This is a genomic window from Paenibacillus sp. FSL L8-0708 (genome assembly GCF_038009325.1).
Lineage (GTDB): Bacteria > Bacillota > Bacilli > Paenibacillales > Paenibacillaceae > Paenibacillus_AQ > Paenibacillus_AQ odorifer.
In genome coordinates, this window is the sequence record NZ_JBBPBC010000001.1 from 4,253,660 (window position 1) to 4,271,617 (window position 17,958).

The following is a 17,958-nucleotide window of genomic DNA, read 5'->3' on the forward strand; positions in this document are numbered from 1 at the left end:
AAACTTGAGTGATGCGTATAGCCTTTACCAAGTAGACAGTTAATAACGCCTTTACACAAAAACAAACTTACCATGCGTCTGCTCATGAGCAGTAACGCACGGTAAGTTCCATCAATAATAACTCTTTATTTGGTAATATGTTGTATTTTTATGAAAATATCTTCCTTCTTCATTTATTTATGCCGTCATCAGTATTTAAGCTCAATATCCTTCCACATGGTATTCCCATCCTTGTCGAAGCCTGTCATCTCGGTAGCGCTCATCAATTCGCCTGTTTTGACATCAAAGAAAGCGCTCATTCTCAAACTATCATTCTCACGATTAGGAGAATTCGGCGAGATACCCATAACTCTTAGCAGCAGACGTGTTTTGGAGGAGTTAGGATCAGTATTATACCCGCTGATAGTAAAATGATACCCCTTGATCCAGTCATCTGCTATAGCAGGATTTCCTGGTTTCATCCCCAGTCTCTCAACAGCTTGTTTAACTGCATCGGAAGAATCAATTTGAATATCAGATATCGCATACTGTCCTTTTACAAGTAAATTCTTATCGTGCTTTTTCACATCAGTCTTAATGGCCATTCCATTATCGATCTTGATATAAATAAAAACATTCCCTTTCTTGCTGCCAAATTCGAGATTCCAAGCATCTCTTGTTCCATCCGAACCATCGGTTCGTTCCTGGGAAACAGAAGTGTCATCCGTGCTTGTTATGTTAATAAGTAATGGCTCTTCTTCCGTCAGCTTCTTCGCCTCTGAGTACCCAAGGCGCAGTGCCTCCATCGCGGTTACGCTCTTCTTTTCATTGGTTCCCTTATTCGTTATTGTGGCAGCTGGTTTCTCTGTCTCGTTAATCATCTCACTGGTTGTTGTGGCGGCCTGTTCCTCTGATTTGTTAGAAGAGCCGTCGAAAAGAACATTTTTCATACTGAAGAATAGAACGACCATCATCACAATCAATGTAATTAAGGCTATGCTAACATATTTTCTCTTACGCAAGGCTGCTTCTCCTTAGTTAATGAGTATAAGAAACTTTGGTTACGCCATAATTAACTGCTGAAGTAGTTTCCGTACTGTCCACACAATGACGATTAAATTTTCCAATTTTTAACACACCAAAATCATACAATAATGTTTCCTTAAATGCAATTCTAGTCGCATATTTTAAAATAACGGCTATTATTTACATTAACTCGAAACGAAATTGATCCTAGCTCACTGGTTTCAAAGGTTAAACTTGCCCCTATTTATGATACGGTTCTCCTTGCATCACCAACTGGTAAACCACTTTCCGAAAAATCATCGTCCTCCAGAAACCAGAAGACGATTTTTTAAGGGTCGTTCTATCGCTTTCCATGTGCACTTCTTTTATCAATGCACGAAGTAATGCTTTCTTCTCCTCATTCGACGTATCATTGAACAACTCGTTAAATTGTTTCAATGCTTCATGAACCATGTCCTTATTGATATGTAACTGTTTGAAATTGATTTTGAGCAAATGAAAACCGCCCCCAAAACAGCAGGCGGTCAACCAAAACTATTTCATTCACCAGTAGTTTAATACAGAACCGATGTATCCGATTTGTAATATTGGATTTACAACAATGGAGGTTGTGATTAACATATTAACCTTTTGCTCTACTGTTATATTATTAACACCTCTCCAGCGCACAATCATTTTCATTAACACTTGTAACATAATGAAAAACAAATTGAATGCTACGAAGAAATAGCTCTTTATGAATGTTTTGGTGTCATAAACACCGAATAGATAAAAATCAAACGACCTATCAATATGATAATCGTTGTATAGACTAAACGTAATACTAAGAATTAGAAGTACATAACTCGTAGTGATGGACCATTTTAATAACCTTATATGGTCCCCGTTTGCAGCTCTATTAATTAATAATCCAGCTATTATGAAACATATAGTTCCTCCACCAACAATAGCTATTTCTTTAATTTCCATTAAACTCCCCTACCTATTAACATCGCATCTGTATTGTATACGTTCTAATCATTACTCTGTTCCATATTAACTTAAAGACTCCGCATTCGAGTTTAAGCCCAAAATTTCAATCACTTCGACTTGTCCCAACCTTCTTGAACCTGCCATGAAATAACCAATGACTCCAACTTTAATTCGATTTATGTGTACCTCTCTTCTCATCTCGGGGAAAAGTATCCACATTCTTGCAGTACCTTGTTTAGGCACCAGAAGATTTCTATCTAGAATAATGCTTCCGCATTTATCTTCAAATTCAGGATGAATTGCAAATATGCCAGTCTCTTTGATGTCGTCTCCGTCATATGCAAAATCACAACGCAATCCCTGGAACACGGGATGCTTTCTTCCACCCTCTTCTTCGGAATAAATCAGATATTTAATACTAAAATCCGGAGGAAGATTTCTAACCTTCTCATACGGAACCCACACTTCCATGACACAGCACTCTTCTTATCAACCAAAAACTTACATAAATAAAATGTACCATAAAACACTGCGTCATATAACTATTTGTCAGTTCAACAATACCTTAGCATCATTGACTCGGAGCCTCTGCTAGACACTGTATGTCAGCCCAGCCGCCATTCCCTTTAGGACGCTACGCTAGGGGTCTGACAGCAGGACAGCCTACAATGTCCGCCCCTCCACATCAATGAACCGCTCCGCTTGCAAACTCCATCACATAATTTGACGCAATTATTGACTTTCCAAAAATTTAAGTTATTTTATCTTCGACGAAGGAGGTGAATAGCCAATGTTCTATACCAATGATATGGTCTTTGTATCTTGCAGAGCTACTAAAAATGATAAATTTGCTATCTATACATTTGTGGACTTAGCGAGTTGGGAAAGATATCAGTTCCTCGGTAATCAGAATCTTACGAAGGATATCCCTGATAGGTCAAAGGTCGTTGCGTCGTTTACTCTATCAAAAAAAGACACCGGATTTAGTGTCTTTGTACATGCGATTACTGAAGTTAGTGAATAAATAAACAGATAGGCAAGGGTCTAACTTGCTTATCTGATTTTACTTGAATCCGAAAGAATATAGTCCATGTATTGTGCTTCTAATTTTTCACGCTTTAGTAGATAGCGGTCTTTAAGATAATCTACTAAATCATACTCTGAAAATGCTTCAAAACACTCTTTATATTTCTTCTTACTTTCCCACGTTAGATTACCCCATTCATTTTCATGATTGATTAAATAAAACATCATTGCTCGCGTTCTGATATCATCCACAGCTTTGTAGTTGGGTTTGTATATCTTTAGCCCTCGAAATACATTGTACTCCGAAAAAGCGTTAAGGTTTGTTTCAACTAGGGCTGCCTGACCTTCAAGCTTAAACTCCACTCGCCACCAATTTTTCTTAGTTTCAAGGAGATTTTCCTCTTCTCTTGAAACCTCTTCTGGGTTCATACTCAATTTTGCTTTACGTTCCAACAGCTTATTGTAAATGGTAACCCTATAATCGGATTCTTGAGAGCCAATATTCAGCGTCTGTAATTCCAAGCCCCTACCTCTTATATACATTCGCTTTCTAGGATGGTTATCCTCGATAAACTGATACTCTTCTAAATTAAGTTCTATGTCAAAAGCCAAATCTATTCTGGTCGCAGATACATCAGACAATAAAGGAAGTATTTTTCTTTTTAAAAACTGTATTTCTTTTGCTGTTAACTTATTTGGATTGAAATCAAGACGAAATGAACGCGCATCTTTAAATTTAAGTTTATCTATGATTTCGAAAAAACACTTATCGTAAAAAATAAAACCTGACGGTGTTCTTGTTTTATTACCTTTAGTAATTCTGATGTCATATTTATAGTTATCTAATAATTTTTGAAATTTGTCAGGACCTTTATAAGTCCAGTTTCCCAATAATGTTAGTCTATCAATGCTTATTTCAAACACATTCGGTTTCTTATCGTTATCAAACACTTCAAGCCACTTCTCTATCTCTGATTTCAAGACACCACTTCACTTCTTCATAAAAGGCACTTCGGTAAAAATCTGAACCTAGCCGGCTATTAGAGTGTGCCGGCTTTTTTAAAAACGGAAACAATAAAGTGTTTTTAAGTTGTTTATGGCGTCTCATCGCGTAAGGAGACGCAAACACCTAAAAACACATATTGGTTTCTTAAACTATTTCAAGCACTTGTTTTAAACTGTATAATGCTGCGTAACCTCTGTATCCAGACATTCTTAAAAATCCGACGATGGTTAACTGCTCTTTTTGTTCTGCTGATAGGTTAATCTTAGCCAGATTTTTTATCTCCGCTAATGTGCACATATCAATAACGTCTATATCTGGCTCTTCATCTTTTGTGAAATCATAAATTGGCTTTTGGCTGTTAATCACATCTTGCTTAAGATACATCCCGTACTTATTCGGTTGTATTCCCTCGTTCACACATTCACCTCCTTCCTCATATTTGCAGGTAAGTTTTTCAAATCCTACTTCACTTTCAAAAAAAGTCAACAAAAAAAGAGAGGCTTTACGCCCCTCCACCGAATACGGTATGTTACTATCTCTTTACCACCTCATCAATTCCTACTTCCATATGTCAGACGATAACACAGGCAATTCAACTCTCCGCTTTACCACTACTTGTGATACGGTTCACCGAGTCTGATCTTAAACTAAGCTGCCCGTAAGTGAATAAGTTAACATTCATTCCCTCGAATCCTTTGATAGACATCCGCATAGGAAAACTTAAGTTGTTCTCGCAACTTTTTATTTTCTTCTTCGAGCTTCTTCATCTTTCGTTTTAAGGACGCAATGATGGTGTCCTTGTTGTTTTCATCGAACGCCAACAGATAATTGCATTTCTCCGCCTCATACGTTACACTCTTTATATTGACAAATTTGCAGGTCTATAAAAAGGAGGTTAACGTGTCATGTGTCCCCGTACCAAAGAACAAAATGAGCTCATACGTATGCAGCGCAGAGAACAGATCCTCGACTTCGCCGCGCGCACCTACTTCCTTACGGGCGGAAGCTTTGATATTCGCGATGTCGCCCGCGAGGCTGGTCTCGGTTATGGCACGGTATACCATTATTACCCCAACCGGCATTTACTAATAGAAGATGTGCTGAGCAGCGGATTCGAGCGATGTGAGCAAGCCCTGACTCAATGGGCGAACATCAGCCGGGACACCCCTGACGACAGGCAGTTGTTAACGTATTGCAAGTCGTTACTCCGGTTGTGGCAGTCAGATGCCCGCGCATATCTCGTCTACAAAATGGCGGCGGAGCATTATACAGGCTTGCCAGAAAAAGATCGGCATCCTGCCAAAAGACGATTCACGGAAAGACTGTATGTTCCACTCCAATCGATCATCCAGCGCGAAGACGACAGCGTCGACCTTATGCTTGCCGTGTTGGTCAGCTGCTGCGGTCTGCACTACTATGCGAACACTTCCGAGTTGGACATCGATCGAATTGCCCAGCTCGCGATGCAAGCTATTACAAAGGAGTCCTAATACAAACATGGTTATCTTAAAAAGCAAGTATGAAATCGAAGCCATCCGCAAGGCATGCCAGGTTGTGGCCGAATGCCATCGCACAATTGCCCCGCTCATCAAACCGGGCATCACAACGAACGAGATTGAGCGCATATTCGAGGATATTATTTTGAAGCACGGCGCCAAACCATACACGAAGGGCTACAATGGCTATCAATATGCGACTTGTGCCTCCGTCAACGACGTAATTGCACATGGCTTCCCTACAAATAAGCCACTTGAGGAAGGCGATATCGTGACGATCGACACGGTAGCGGAGCTCGACGGCTGGCTCGGCGATTCAGCCTGGAGCTATGCGGTCGGGAAGATCTCACCGACGGCTGAGAAGCTGATGCGCGTCACGAAGGAGTGCCTTGACCTCGGCATCGCGCAGGCACAGCCCGGCAATCGGCTCGGTGACGTGACGAGCGCAATCCAGCGGCATGCCGAATCGAACAACTTCGGTGTCGTGCGCGACCTTCTCGCTCATGGCATCGGTCGTGACCTTCACGAGGAGCCGACCTATATGCATGTCGGCAAGCCCGGCAAAGGCCCCCGCATCAAGGAAGGCATGGTATTCACGATCGAGCCCATGATCACTGAAGGCACCTACAACATGACAATTGACCAGGACGGCTGGACCGCCCGGACGCTGGACCGCAAGCTCGCCGCCCAATACGAGCATACGATCGCCATCACCGCTGAAGGACCACAAATCCTGACCGCGCAATAGAACAATTAGAAGCCGACCAACGAGAGGGTCGACTTCTTTTTTATTTATTGAGCAGAAAACGAATGGCCCGCGGACCGATTGAATTCTTAATGCGAAAAGGATGCGAAAAATCCCCCTCAATCTGAGGGGGGGTTCTATCGCAATGCATTACGTTTCGACTAACATTTCCTACAAACACTAATGATAGATGAAGATGACAGAGAAAACGGCGTTTTATCCCAGTCAGCATATTGATGTTCGACGCAAAAGCCGTGACGAGTTAATAAAGCATGTAGCGTATTCGGATCCGTGAACCGACAAGCAATTCGGGAGGTCGTTCGCTTATACCCCCAATCACGCATCGTGACCCAATGCATGATATGCTGGCCAGCATCGTAACATTGGGTGCCTGATACCTTGACGTTATTTCCATCCTTATCAATAAATGATCCCCATTCTGTCTCCTCTTGATCAGATAAATCCGTTCCCTCCGGATTTCGGGTCTCAAATGCAAAGATTCCATGAGGTTGTAAATGTTTGTGAACGGTCGTGAGCAAATCGCTTTGATCTTGATCACTTAAAAATGCCTGAAAAGCATTACCAGTCAAATAAATCATCGAAAATCGCTTGTCCGATTCGAAGGTACGGGCATCACCTTCCATAAAAGTTACAGTCAGCCCTTTCGCCTTCAACCGCGCATACGCAATCATCGCTGAAGAGATATCTACACCGGTCATTGTTATACCGGCTTTCGAGAGGGGGATCGTTGTTAAGCCTGTACCACAAGCAAGTTCTAACACTTCCCCAGAACTCGATCTGGCAAGCTCAAGATAGAACTGATATTTGTCCATTTCATCGTCAAATTCAAGATCGTAATTTACCGGATCTTGAAATTCTTCAAGATTGCTATGTTCAATCAATACCATTCCCCCTTTCATTCCTTGTTAGAATATAATCGAAATAAATGCTAATCGACAGCCATCGCGCTTAACAGTATTATTTTACTTTTTTTTTGATAACACGTTTGGTGATAAACGGTTATAATCAATTTTTATCAAACATACCAGTCCTCGTTAGTTCAACCCTGAACGTTCCATTTCATATTTTATAAAATATACTTTCACCCTTGAGGAAGGGGCGACAATACTCAGCGCATAATTTGGGCATTCTTTCACGCATCCAGTCATGAACATGTACATTCTCTATTTGGAACACGTAATACCCAATAATAGCGACCAACATTAACCCTTCCAACTGCAGTAGATCATTCGCTGTATTTTCACACTCTTTGTAATACCCCTTTAGGAAAGTATCTCTTCGATCGGTTGGTAGCATCATAGCTCCCATGGCTACATCAAGTAAAGCATAACCTTTTCCGAAAAAGCCAAAATCGATGAAACGCACCTTTCCTTCGGTTGTGATGATGATATTACCCATACACAAATCCCCATGAATAAGGTCCGGGCCAGCCTCCCCGCCATGGTCATCTAACCGGAAGTTGATCAATTGCAGCGTTTGTTCAATGACATTAGCCTCAGAAGGCGTAAATAAATTCTTTTTCACACCCGAATGAATCACACGGATCATCCGTTCATTATAAGCTTTGCCTTGACTCGGGCGAATCTCCATACCTGAATGTTCGTACTGCCGAAAAAAAGTATGCAGTTCTGCTATTTGAGATCCCAGTTCTTTTACCAGTTCAAGATTGTTAACATCATTCATATTCATGTCTCTTCCATCCAACCAGGTGAGGACGGAGCAGTTTAGCAGTTCACCTTCGTATTCAATGATCGTAATAAGTTCACCCTCATTGTTTCTTACGGGAGTCTGTATTTCGTTGGTGCTCCAGCTTCCCAGCTTCTCAAGCATTTGCAATTCTCCAAGAATGCCGCTGTATGTATGTTGCAGACCTTTCATGTCCTCTATAAAAGGTTCATGAATGCGGAGTAAATATGATTTTCCCGTTCTGTCATTAACACGATAGGTTCTGTTCTCGTTATGCCTTAAGAAAATAATCTCAGGCTGTTGGATATCGTACCTGCCTAGTAAGTCCAAAAGCTTCTCGTTCGTCATAAGGGACTCCTTTAAAATAGAAGGATTCATTAATTCAATCTTCGTCTGAGTCATAAAAATTGAAATCTACTACATTCTAAAAATCATTCAATTCACCAATTGTACTTCTACAATATTTTCGAAATATCCTGCCTATAGCTTGACGAAGCTACCGGAATGATTTTTCGCGGCAGCTTCGTTGTGAAAGGATATTCAGCGCTCAGTTTCAATAGTCCAACCAAACTCTTTTATTTCTTAGTGATAGGCACCCATATTTCACTTTTAAAATTTGGCGATGTGATATCTTTGTGCTCATTCCATAGAATTTCAGGCCCTTTAATTAGCTCATATCCCGATGACGGAGCCCATTCCGAATATATTCGCCCCCAGATCTCTTGTAGCGCACTCGGAAAAGAGCCGACGACTGTGAATACAGCCCACATAGAGGCCGCCACTTCCAGCTGATCCAAGCCATTCCATGCGTCTTTCGTAGTGGCAACGCCAATATAATGATCGAACTCTCCTTTTTCCTCCATACGTCCTTCAGAGAAATTTGTAGAGGCGCTTATAAATCCTGAGGGCTCAACATCAGAAAATCTCTTCATCTCATCAATCATTTCCGGCGTCAACCCTTCATACATCGATGCAATCTCCGGATTAACCCCTTGGAAAATGATTGGAACCCGTTTTTTTATACCCACGATGCGAAAAGACTCTTTGTTTTCAATCCGGTAATTCATTTCATTTCCTCCTTTGATAGTCAGCTGAAACGACATCCGAGGGAATGCCTTAAGGGAATGTCCATGGACCCGAGCTTCCGAAGGACTAACCCCATGCATGCTATGGAAAGCCCTAGAAAAGGAATCCGGCGAATTATAACCATACTTCAGAGCAGCATCGATAATTTTGATATTACTTTGTGAAAGCTCGAGTGCTGCCAAAGTTAGACGTCGACGCCGGATGTATTCCGACAGAGTAATGCCTGCTAGGAAGGAGAACATACGAGTAAAATGATATTCCGAACAGCAGGCTATTTTCACAACCTCCTGATAATCAATGGGATTTGTTAGGTTCTCCTCAATATAGCTTATTGCTTTGTTCAGTTGTACCAGCGTATCCATGACGTTGCCTCCCCTCGTTAATTATAAGGTTATCAGAGATGATTTTTATCTTCCCGACTTTATCTGCACGATTCTGTAGGGTTTTTTCATGTTTCGATGAACAGAGACTCAATACGAGGAAGTTACTCTCTTCTCACAAGAAGGACTACTTTTTTTGATTGTCAAAATTATAGTTAACATAATAATAATTATGTTAACTATAATCCGAAGTGCGTTCAGAAGCTCGATCGTCCACTCACTTTCACAACCTTTTCATAGCAAGAGCAAAACGCTCGATCGTCTCTTTTGATAACCCATTTACGTTCTTATTTTTTCCTTTTACCATCCGCAGTACAAACCGATCTAGCAAAGTTAGCTTCTCTTCATAGATCTCATCTCCAAAAACTTCTTTCGTCACCGATTGGTCATATAACACTTCTGGAAACGCAGATTTCAATTCTTGTGAGGCCTGTTCACCTGTTGCTCCTGCACAAACAAACAATCCTACTCGTTTTTTCCCTAGTTCATTTTGATATTTTGTTGTAAAATCAGTCATTTGTTTTTGGATTTTTCCATAATAAATAGATCCTCCCAAGATGACCGTATCATATCGTTCTAGTGTCAGCTCTTTAACATGCATCAAATTAACTACTTCGGTTTCTTCGCCCAGTTGAGATTTTAATAAATAAGCCGCTTTTTCCGCACACCCATATTTCGAGGTATACATAATTATTGTCTTCATTCTAATCACTCCCTGCCGCTTGCTGGTCACTTATTATCTTAAGGGTTCACGTACATGCTTTAACAAAATAACCATACAAGCAGCAATAGCTACAGTCATCGTCGGAAAAATTACACACTCGGCTATAGACACAGCCACACCTCTATAGATCATTGCCACCAGCATTGCCGTAATTGCTAGCAGTAATGTAACTCCTTTAAAAACAACGACAGTTGCCAGTAGGTACCCAAAAGGTTGTCTACGAATGACCATAATCCCCGTTACAATTGCTAATGGGACTAAGATCGCAAGATCCAAAACTTGAATTACCAATGTACTATAGTGCTCTAGCCCTTGTGGCGGTGTTCCCCCCAGTAGTGAATTCAGTATTTTCCCTAGCCAGAGCAATAAAATCATAAAAGCAATAACCATTAGGGAAAAGCCGATTCCTTTAGAAGGTAAACTGTTTTTAAAGTAAGTATGTATGGATTCTTTATCAAAGGAAAATAAGGCTAGGATGAATGCAAAAAAACTTAAAGAAAACAACAGCACATAAACTAAAAACAATGAATTGTACATCGTCAGAAAGCTGTAGGATGCGTAAGTATATAAAAAGTACCCCAAAGTGCCCGTAAGGAGCATCCTCCCCTTTATCGAGCCTTTAATTGTCATGATGAGCGAACTGAGCAGTAAAGGTATGGCAAGAAATAATGTAACTCCATCCTGTGCTTTAGCTTGTGCCGCCGCAGAGACAGAATCATGGCTGTACACTCCTGACCCCTGAAGCTTTACATCCTCGCCCCATATTGACGTGAAAGTATATTTTGTTCCATCACTTATCCCATCTGAAAACAACCCAACCGCTGTTGCAAACACTGCAATAACCGAAATCAACACCGACAGCACTACGACTTTCCTTATATGTTTTATAACACCCTCCCCTTCCTCCATGAAAATATTTAGATTTCACCTCGAGGCAATAGCAACCATTGAATCCAAATGACATGAAATCAGAGCTTCGACCTGATCATTAGGCAGATCCTTTTCGACAAGCAACCGCATAATTAAACCGAACGCTGCACTCCATATCACCTGAGCTGTGAGTTCTACGAAAGCTTCTTCACGGTTTTTTTGTGCTTCAAATCTGAGCAGGCCCTGGCAGAGCATCCCTATCGCTTTACGTTCCTGTGCAGCTCCTCTAAATAGAACAGCCGTGTAACTAAGAACAGCCGGTGCATCGTTTAGCATGACATTCCGGTATTCTACACCCATAGAAAGAGACATCCTGATGAACTTCTCCAATGATCGTTTTAAAAGTGTATCTGGAGGTAATTCCTGCTGTACCTCTTGTTGCACAGACTGAAGCTCAGAAAGCATATCCGTATATTTTTGTTGCAAATAGTTCTCGATAATCTCTTCTTTGCCTTTAAAATAATGATAAATAATTCCCGGTGAATATTCGATTTTCTCAGCGATTTTTCGGATAGACAGCTTCTCTATTCCCTCTTCGGCAATCAATAAAGCTGCATTTTGCAGGATCAGATTTCTCATTTCTTCACGCTCACGTACTTTTCGTTGTTCTTTAGTCATAAATTCGTCTCCTTGTGGATTGAACACCGTTTAATATTTGAACATTGTTTAATATATATTTTGAATTATTTTATGTCAATCTCCTTAGTCACATGTATTCTCCTCCCCCAATGTACATATCGGACATAAAAAATCCGCCAGTCATTTAGACTGACGGAACCTTTAATTTGTGAAGTTAAAGGATTACAGACAGAGGGTTTTAGTAATGATAACCAACAGGATAAACAGAACCAGAATAGCTCCTGTGGAAGTGAAACCACCGTATCCTCCTGCAAATTCGCCCATTGTTGACTCCTCCTTTGTAATTGAGTACATCATAAGATATGCAATATTGCCCTCACTGACTGGGTATTTTGAACACAAAAAATAAACCAACGACCTTTTTTATGGTGAATGGTTTAATAGGTTGACATAATAAATGTTATGTTAACTACAATAGAGAGCATAAGATGCTCCCTACATCACAATTCGTATATGTTCTTAATAGCTAGCCAGTTTTATAAAAAATCACAATTTCCTGACCTTCCGTCTTGACGCTCTCTTTGTCATTCTCTACTGTCTAGCGCTCACTCGCTTAGCCCCTTTTTCAATCCATTTGCCGTTAGTAGCAAGCTCCATAGCTAAAAGAAACCAGCAATATAACGGTTTTTATTTCTTAATCCTATTAATAGTTAATGTGTTGAAGTATTGGCTGGGGTTGCCTTGCTGTGGATTAAAGCGCTCTTGAAACTCTCCATGGGTATAGTCCCCGATCACTTTATGCCAGAAATCACGAGCAGGTATATTCGCACGGACTTGTGAAACCTTCCATTCCCCAGAGTACATATCAAAGAGCTTATGCGCAGCCCATGTACCTACACCACTTCGGCGGTATTTTTGCATCACAAAAAACTCAGTCATATAAAACTGGCCTTCAGGATTACGCAATAACCTGTCCACCAAAGCAAAACCAGCAATATGCCCGTCCACCTTAAACAAATATGCGAATTTATTATTTCCGCTACTCCAATAAGCTTCTAGTCCCGGATAGGCCGGAAATACCCCGTCTTGATTGACATCAAATTCTAAATAACGGGTGAAATCATATAGGTAGAACTGCATTAATCTGCTTATAGTATGCTTACGTTCTTTGGGAACCAGCTCAATTTCAAGTTTCATTATGTGCACCTCTGACATTTATGTTTACTTCACATCATAAAGCTTAGCGGCATCAGGAGCAAGGCTCGGACCTAGTTTCCCCTTCATTCGAAGTCCAATCCGGGACAAAACATGTTAAGATAGAAGGAAGAGATTTTATGCAATCTATGGAAAAAGGTGAATCACATGAGCGTTCAAAAGAACGATGACCGTAAAAAACTTGATCAAAAGCTACCCCTCATGCCCTGGTTCGTTCAGCAGTTTATTGATTATAAACGCCCTGATCTCTCCCCTTCCACACTGCTGGAGTATATCCGGGATTATGAATCTTTTTTCGGCTGGTTGCGTGCGGAGGGCTTATCTCAAGCCGGCTCAAATACCGAGATCACACTTCTAGAATTGGAAACCCTACATATGGACAGTATTGTCGGATACCGGTTGCATCTAACTACTCGCGCCGAGGGAACGAACACTCGAGTTACTGTATCCCGTAAGTTATCTGCATTACGCTCCTTATTTCATTATTTAAGTCAAATCGCCGAGGATGAGAACTTTTATCCATTGCTTAAACGCAACATTATGGCTAAGGTTGAAGTCAAACGAACACATAAGCCAAAGGATACTGCCGCTAAGTTAAAGGGTAAGATTTTGGAAGATGAGGAATTACTGGAGTTTGTGGGGTACATTTATGAAGGTTATGGACGGGATGTGGAAGGTAACAAACAGGCTTATTATTCGTTTCAATTAAATCATGAGCGCGACGCCTGTATTGCCAGCTTGATTCTGAACTCTGGCCTGCGTGTATCTGAGGTAGTTAATCTAAACGTAGACGATTTGGATGTTAACAACAAGCTGCTCTATGTCACCCGCAAAGGGAATAACGACGAAACGTTTAAGACACCTGTCTATTTTCGAGAGCAAGCTAAAGATGATCTAGCCCTTTATCTTAGCTTACGCCAATCCCGCTACAAAACACCCAAGAGAGAAAAAGCCTTGTTTATCTCTCTCCCTAACGGGCGTCAAGAAGGCAAACGTATGACCAAACGTGCAATTCAAGAAATGATTATTAAGTACGCTAAACGCTTTGGTAAACCGTATCTTACGGTTCATAAGCTGCGTCATTCTTTTGCAACAGATTATTATCTGCAAAATGATATTTATAAAACGAAGGAACAGCTCGGGCACGCATCCACCGAAACAACTGAGATCTACGCTCATTTAACGGATAAAACGATGTCTGAGGCGATCGAGCGGCGTGCCGATAATTAATCATCACCAAGGGGAGCTTATACTTCGGATGAGTAGCCGTTCTTCGCTAGTGCAGAGTTGTTATCGGTCTCAGCGGACCTTAAATGCAGGATTATCTCACATTTGGGTGGCTAACGGACCCCAAGGTCGCTATTGGCCTGAAATACGTAAATATGAGCTCCATTCTATGAAATAGCGACGCTGAGGTCCGAAACCCCGCTTAAAAGGTGATAAATAAACAAATAAGATCATCTGGGTCCTTAAGCATCCGCGGGGGATTAATCTCGGCAGAGGTGCAGGCTAATAACTTCAACCAGCAGAGCAGCGACTCTTCCGATAGGAGAATTGCTATGATAGTGTCGCCTACCCGGACATTTCATTCTCGCTTTTTTTTCAAATTTAAGTACAACCGGCGGGCACCCCTAACCCTTTTATTGTTGCACTAAAAACCCACTTACGGTACGCAAGTGGGTTTTCTTATTCTAGTTTCTGGGGTAAAATCTCCCTTTAAACCGGTTGTAAGCGACTATTGGGTTAGCACGAAAACTGTTTTTTGTTTATCTATTGTGAATTTTTCATATGTTGAAATGTTGGAAATAATCCCGTTGACCCAGCAATTATATGTTGATTTCCGTACGTGCGTGGATATCAAATACCTTTAATTACTCCAATACCTGCGGTGATATTTTGTTAATCCTCGATGGCCAGAGTACCCTCCACATCTAGCCCCGAATCTCCCCTGGCAGTTTGATCACTGTTACCTTATCTCCGGCAGATAGCCCTTTTTCTTCTGGGGGTACAACTATCAAACAGTCGCTATCCTTGATCGTGACCGTTACGGAAGATTCATCAATGAGTGCCGGATAAGCAAACAGGCTGCCGTCTTTAATTTCTAACCGAGCTCGCACAAATCTAGTAAAATTATTCACTCTTTTATAATCTGTACCGAGTGTAGCGCTCCATTCCGGTAAAAAAGGCTGAGAAGCACTTTGCATCAGTGAAATCACAGGACGTGCAAACAGTTGAAACCCAACGAAACAAGCCCCCGGATTCCCGGATAAAGCTAACAGCAGCTTACCCCCTCTAACCGCAGCAGTAGTTACGCTTCCCGGACGCATCGTCACTTTGTTGAACAACATATTACCACTTTGTTCGCGAACCAAGTCGCCCATGATATCATAATCCCCCACAGAAACGCCACCCGTTGTAATCACAAAATCATAAGTTTCCAGCGCCATCTGTACTTTACTTCTAGCCAGCTCCAGATCATCCACAATAGCGCCTAACATTACTGGAACACCCCCTGTTTCTTTAACTAAAGCTTCTAGCATAGGGGAGTTACTATTGCGGATTTTGCCAGGCTCCAGCGGCTCATGCACTTCCAGCAGCTCTGTTCCTGTGGCAAAGATGGCTACCTTGGGACGACGATAGACTTTCACGGTATGTAATCCAAACGCTGCAAGAACAGCTATATCCCCCGCAGAGATTAACCTTCCTGTAGGCAATACAAGATCACCTTGGCTTAATTCGAAACCTTGAGGTGTGATATTGCTGTTTGCTTCTAGTTTTTTTCGAATACCAACGTAAGTCTTTCCTTCCTCTTCACGTCTCTCCGTGACCTCCAGCATCACCACAGCATCTGCCCCTACCGGTACTTGTGCACCCGTCATAATTCTTGCGGCTGTTCCCGGAGTTATATCTACCGCAGGCACTGCGCCACACGGAATATTATCCACAATTTCTAACCATACCACTTGTCCATTAACACAGTTACGGGTATCCCCCGCGATAATCGCATATCCATCCATACTCGAACGATTAAACGCAGGAAATGGGTGTGGAGCGATCACTTTTTCAGCCAAATAACGTCCACAACACTCATCCAGCGATACGTCTTCTGATTCTAGCGGATTGGCATATTTGATTATTTTGGCCTGAGCTTCTTTTACTTGCAGCGCTTCACGCTGAAATTTATTATCCTTCATAAAGACCTCCGCTCTGAAACGTCGATGTTTGCAGTAATAGGTATTATTTTAACATGAGACCTCTTGAAGTAAAATTATAAACACAAAAGGCCACCATCCATGTTTATGGGCAGCAGCCTTTTCTACAATATTTTTTCCGGTATAGTGATCCGTTACTTCTCTACTAGTCTAGGATGCTCTAATTACCTTTACATCCCCAGGGATTATTTTCTCCCCTTCATAAAGCATAAACCGTCCATGTTGCCACTCTACACGCAGTAGACGTGAATCATCTGATTGATATTGCCACACATGCTGCTCTCCACCGTTCATAAATGGAGTTTGACCTGCAACAGCAACAAAACCTTCATATTCTTCCTCCAGGAAAAATGTATAGCCATCGAGCTCAAGCGTTGCTGGAACCTCAGCAGGATTATCTAACCGCCCATCGATTGGTCTGTACAATCCATATTGCAGCTGTTCCCGCTCTTCTATATGAAGATAAGCTATCTGGCTTCCATCTCTAAGGGTCAGAACAACAGCATTACGGCCCCGATTATGTGTCCGGCCAGTAACTTCATAGGTGACAAGTGATACTTCACAAATGTCTCCGGGAGACAAATTAAGCATACTTTTTTGAACTTCCTGAGGCGCTGGCTTAGAGAAAAGGTTACCTATACGTTTCCACATACTCAACTTGATCGTTCCTCCTACATAAAGGCAGTAATAATTAAAGCACCCGTAATTTGCAGTGAACCTGATAGCAGGCCATATCCGATTTTACCAAGCTGTGTACCATGATCCAGATCCAGCTTCCCCCAATTTGCTAGTAGAAGTCGAACCGTTCTTTCTAAAATTAGCAAAAGCAAAAATGATACCAACGAAATCAGCAACGCATCTAACAAACTATTAGAAGCCGCTATCGATGAAGATAAAATGAAGGCCTGAGCTAAAAGCTTCATTACAAACCGTGTAGTCACCGCCATATTTCCAGCCTTTAACTCTTCTATATCGTTATAACGAGTAAAAAGTGAATCTATATACATCAGTACAAACAGCAACACAGCGCCGCTCACCGTCCACACGACCATGGACACCAGAATATGGAGATCCATTCTATAGCCCCCGCTTAATCATTTTGCATGCCTTTCATAAGCATAGATAAAGCGAAGAAGAAACGAATTTCTGTCTCCCCTTCGCCTGTGAACACCAGCCGTGAACCGGCTAAAGATCAAATGTTATTGCTTCTCGTATTGTTTCATCAGAGCCGCCAGTTCATCTTCAACCGCTTGATCTTTGTTCAGCTTCTCGAATTCATCATCCAGAGATTTATTGCCTGAACTCATCTCATTGCTGGCTTCAGCCTGAGCTTCTGCTTGCAGCATTTTATCTTCCATACGTTTGAGTCCTGCAGACGCTGAATCGGAACTAAATCCGCTCATTGCCTTGTTGATCTCGGTTTGAGCTTTGGCAGCATTATAACGTGCAACCAATGTCTCACGTTTGTTCTTCATTTGGGTAAGCTGTTTGCGCATCTCTTCAAGCTTGCCACGAAGGTTATCCGCAGAGGCTTTGTTCTGATCAAAGCTGGCTTTGTATTCTACCAGTTTAGCTTCAGCAGCATTTTTCTCTTCCAGAGCGCGGCGAGCAAGGTCAACATTACCCGCTTGAGCTGCTGCATGAGCCTGTTGGGTACGTTTGTTAACAAGCGCTTCTTGTTCTTCATACAGCTGTTTGAATTTCTTCTCAATGGCGATTTGCGCCGCTACAGCTTTTTCTGCATCTTCTAAATCTTCGGTCATATCACGAATGTATTGATCTGTCATTTTAATCGGGTCTTCTGCTTTGTCAATAATCGCGTTCACATTAGACATGGTTAAATCGCGCAATCTTTTAAATATAGACATGGTTTCA

The 17,958-nt window shown here is 41.6% G+C and carries 22 protein-coding genes; 4 read left to right on the forward strand and 18 right to left on the reverse strand.

What is annotated here, in order from left to right; translation table 11 throughout:
• Positions 1-188: 188 nt before the first annotated feature.
• From NYE58_RS20245 to NYE58_RS20260, 4 genes are all read right to left on the reverse strand, one after another.
• A complete protein-coding gene (locus tag NYE58_RS20245; RefSeq protein WP_076217732.1) occupies positions 189-1,001 on the reverse strand; it encodes a hypothetical protein in 813 nt (270 codons plus the stop codon).
• 244 nt (positions 1,002-1,245) lie between these two features.
• Complete coding sequence (locus tag NYE58_RS20250; protein ID WP_076217731.1) at positions 1,246-1,500, reverse strand: hypothetical protein; 255 nt, start codon at positions 1,498-1,500, stop codon at positions 1,246-1,248.
• A 48-nt stretch (positions 1,501-1,548) separates the two neighbouring features.
• Positions 1,549-1,974 carry a hypothetical protein gene (locus tag NYE58_RS20255; RefSeq protein WP_076217730.1) on the reverse strand — a complete coding sequence of 142 codons (426 nt, stop codon included), beginning with the start codon at positions 1,972-1,974 and terminating at the stop codon, positions 1,549-1,551.
• Between the two features lie 66 nt (positions 1,975-2,040).
• A complete protein-coding gene (locus NYE58_RS20260) occupies positions 2,041-2,448 on the reverse strand; it encodes a hypothetical protein (protein ID WP_256719014.1) in 408 nt (135 codons plus the stop codon).
• Between the two features lie 319 nt (positions 2,449-2,767).
• Here NYE58_RS20260 and NYE58_RS20265 point away from each other — a divergent pair, with 319 nt between their 5' ends.
• Entirely contained in the window at positions 2,768-3,001 is a 234-nt protein-coding gene (locus NYE58_RS20265) for a hypothetical protein (RefSeq protein ID WP_076217729.1), read from the forward strand.
• A 29-nt stretch (positions 3,002-3,030) separates the two neighbouring features.
• On the opposite strand, the gene NYE58_RS20270 is transcribed toward NYE58_RS20265, so the two are convergent.
• Both NYE58_RS20270 and NYE58_RS20275 read right to left on the reverse strand, forming a co-directional pair.
• On the reverse strand, positions 3,031-3,984 hold the full coding sequence (locus NYE58_RS20270) for a hypothetical protein (protein ID WP_341002925.1): 954 nt from the start codon (positions 3,982-3,984) through the stop codon (positions 3,031-3,033).
• Positions 3,985-4,153: 169 nt separating this feature from the next.
• Entirely contained in the window at positions 4,154-4,525 is a 372-nt protein-coding gene (locus NYE58_RS20275) for a hypothetical protein (protein ID WP_341002926.1), read from the reverse strand.
• Positions 4,526-4,953: 428 nt separating this feature from the next.
• On the opposite strand from NYE58_RS20275, the gene NYE58_RS20280 reads away from it, so the two are divergent.
• A complete protein-coding gene (locus NYE58_RS20280; RefSeq protein WP_256719015.1) occupies positions 4,954-5,499 on the forward strand; it encodes a TetR/AcrR family transcriptional regulator in 546 nt (181 codons plus the stop codon).
• Between the two features lie 7 nt (positions 5,500-5,506).
• Positions 5,507-6,253: a type I methionyl aminopeptidase gene (gene map, locus NYE58_RS20285; RefSeq protein WP_076277026.1), complete on the forward strand. Its 747-nt coding sequence runs from the start codon at positions 5,507-5,509 to the stop codon at positions 6,251-6,253.
• A 158-nt stretch (positions 6,254-6,411) separates the two neighbouring features.
• Here the strand turns inward: map and NYE58_RS20290 are convergent, their stop codons facing one another.
• The 8 genes from NYE58_RS20290 to NYE58_RS20325 all read right to left on the reverse strand — a co-directional run bounded on the left by NYE58_RS20290 (position 6,412) and on the right by NYE58_RS20325 (position 12,853).
• On the reverse strand, positions 6,412-7,152 hold the full coding sequence (locus NYE58_RS20290; protein ID WP_081387526.1) for a class I SAM-dependent DNA methyltransferase: 741 nt from the start codon (positions 7,150-7,152) through the stop codon (positions 6,412-6,414).
• A 178-nt stretch (positions 7,153-7,330) separates the two neighbouring features.
• Positions 7,331-8,305, reverse strand: a complete 975-nt coding sequence (locus NYE58_RS20295) for a phosphotransferase enzyme family protein (protein ID WP_341002927.1) — start codon at positions 8,303-8,305, stop codon at positions 7,331-7,333.
• 227 nt (positions 8,306-8,532) lie between these two features.
• Positions 8,533-9,405 carry an AraC family transcriptional regulator gene (locus NYE58_RS20300; RefSeq protein WP_076220205.1) on the reverse strand — a complete coding sequence of 291 codons (873 nt, stop codon included), beginning with the start codon at positions 9,403-9,405 and terminating at the stop codon, positions 8,533-8,535.
• 241 nt (positions 9,406-9,646) lie between these two features.
• Positions 9,647-10,126, reverse strand: a complete 480-nt coding sequence (locus NYE58_RS20305) for a flavodoxin domain-containing protein (RefSeq protein ID WP_076220204.1) — start codon at positions 10,124-10,126, stop codon at positions 9,647-9,649.
• Between the two features lie 33 nt (positions 10,127-10,159).
• Positions 10,160-11,011: a hypothetical protein gene (locus tag NYE58_RS20310; RefSeq protein WP_341002929.1), complete on the reverse strand. Its 852-nt coding sequence runs from the start codon at positions 11,009-11,011 to the stop codon at positions 10,160-10,162.
• 60 nt (positions 11,012-11,071) lie between these two features.
• Positions 11,072-11,695 carry a TetR/AcrR family transcriptional regulator gene (locus NYE58_RS20315; RefSeq protein ID WP_076277031.1) on the reverse strand — a complete coding sequence of 208 codons (624 nt, stop codon included), beginning with the start codon at positions 11,693-11,695 and terminating at the stop codon, positions 11,072-11,074.
• A gap of 183 nt (positions 11,696-11,878) precedes the next feature.
• Positions 11,879-11,980, reverse strand: coding sequence for a sporulation protein YjcZ (locus NYE58_RS20320; protein ID WP_197069683.1), 102 nt, complete (start codon positions 11,978-11,980; stop codon positions 11,879-11,881).
• 363 nt (positions 11,981-12,343) lie between these two features.
• Entirely contained in the window at positions 12,344-12,853 is a 510-nt protein-coding gene (locus tag NYE58_RS20325; RefSeq protein ID WP_076184408.1) for a GNAT family N-acetyltransferase, read from the reverse strand.
• A 165-nt stretch (positions 12,854-13,018) separates the two neighbouring features.
• On the opposite strand from NYE58_RS20325, the gene xerS reads away from it, so the two are divergent.
• The gene (xerS, locus tag NYE58_RS20330; protein ID WP_076130054.1) at positions 13,019-14,101 is read left to right on the forward strand and encodes a tyrosine recombinase XerS; all 1,083 of its coding nucleotides are present in this window, start codon (positions 13,019-13,021) and stop codon (positions 14,099-14,101) included.
• Positions 14,102-14,802: 701 nt separating this feature from the next.
• Here xerS and NYE58_RS20335 read toward each other — a convergent pair.
• The 4 genes from NYE58_RS20335 to NYE58_RS20350 all read right to left on the reverse strand — a co-directional run bounded on the left by NYE58_RS20335 (position 14,803) and on the right by NYE58_RS20350 (position 17,951).
• Positions 14,803-16,065 carry a molybdopterin molybdotransferase MoeA gene (locus NYE58_RS20335; RefSeq protein WP_341002930.1) on the reverse strand — a complete coding sequence of 421 codons (1,263 nt, stop codon included), beginning with the start codon at positions 16,063-16,065 and terminating at the stop codon, positions 14,803-14,805.
• Positions 16,066-16,233: 168 nt separating this feature from the next.
• A complete protein-coding gene (locus tag NYE58_RS20340) occupies positions 16,234-16,740 on the reverse strand; it encodes a DUF4178 domain-containing protein (protein WP_076130052.1) in 507 nt (168 codons plus the stop codon).
• Positions 16,741-16,754: 14 nt separating this feature from the next.
• Positions 16,755-17,159, reverse strand: coding sequence for a DUF350 domain-containing protein (locus tag NYE58_RS20345; RefSeq protein ID WP_036687618.1), 405 nt, complete (start codon positions 17,157-17,159; stop codon positions 16,755-16,757).
• 123 nt (positions 17,160-17,282) lie between these two features.
• A complete protein-coding gene (locus NYE58_RS20350) occupies positions 17,283-17,951 on the reverse strand; it encodes a PspA/IM30 family protein (RefSeq protein WP_036687619.1) in 669 nt (222 codons plus the stop codon).
• Between the last annotated feature and the right edge of the window lie 7 nt (positions 17,952-17,958).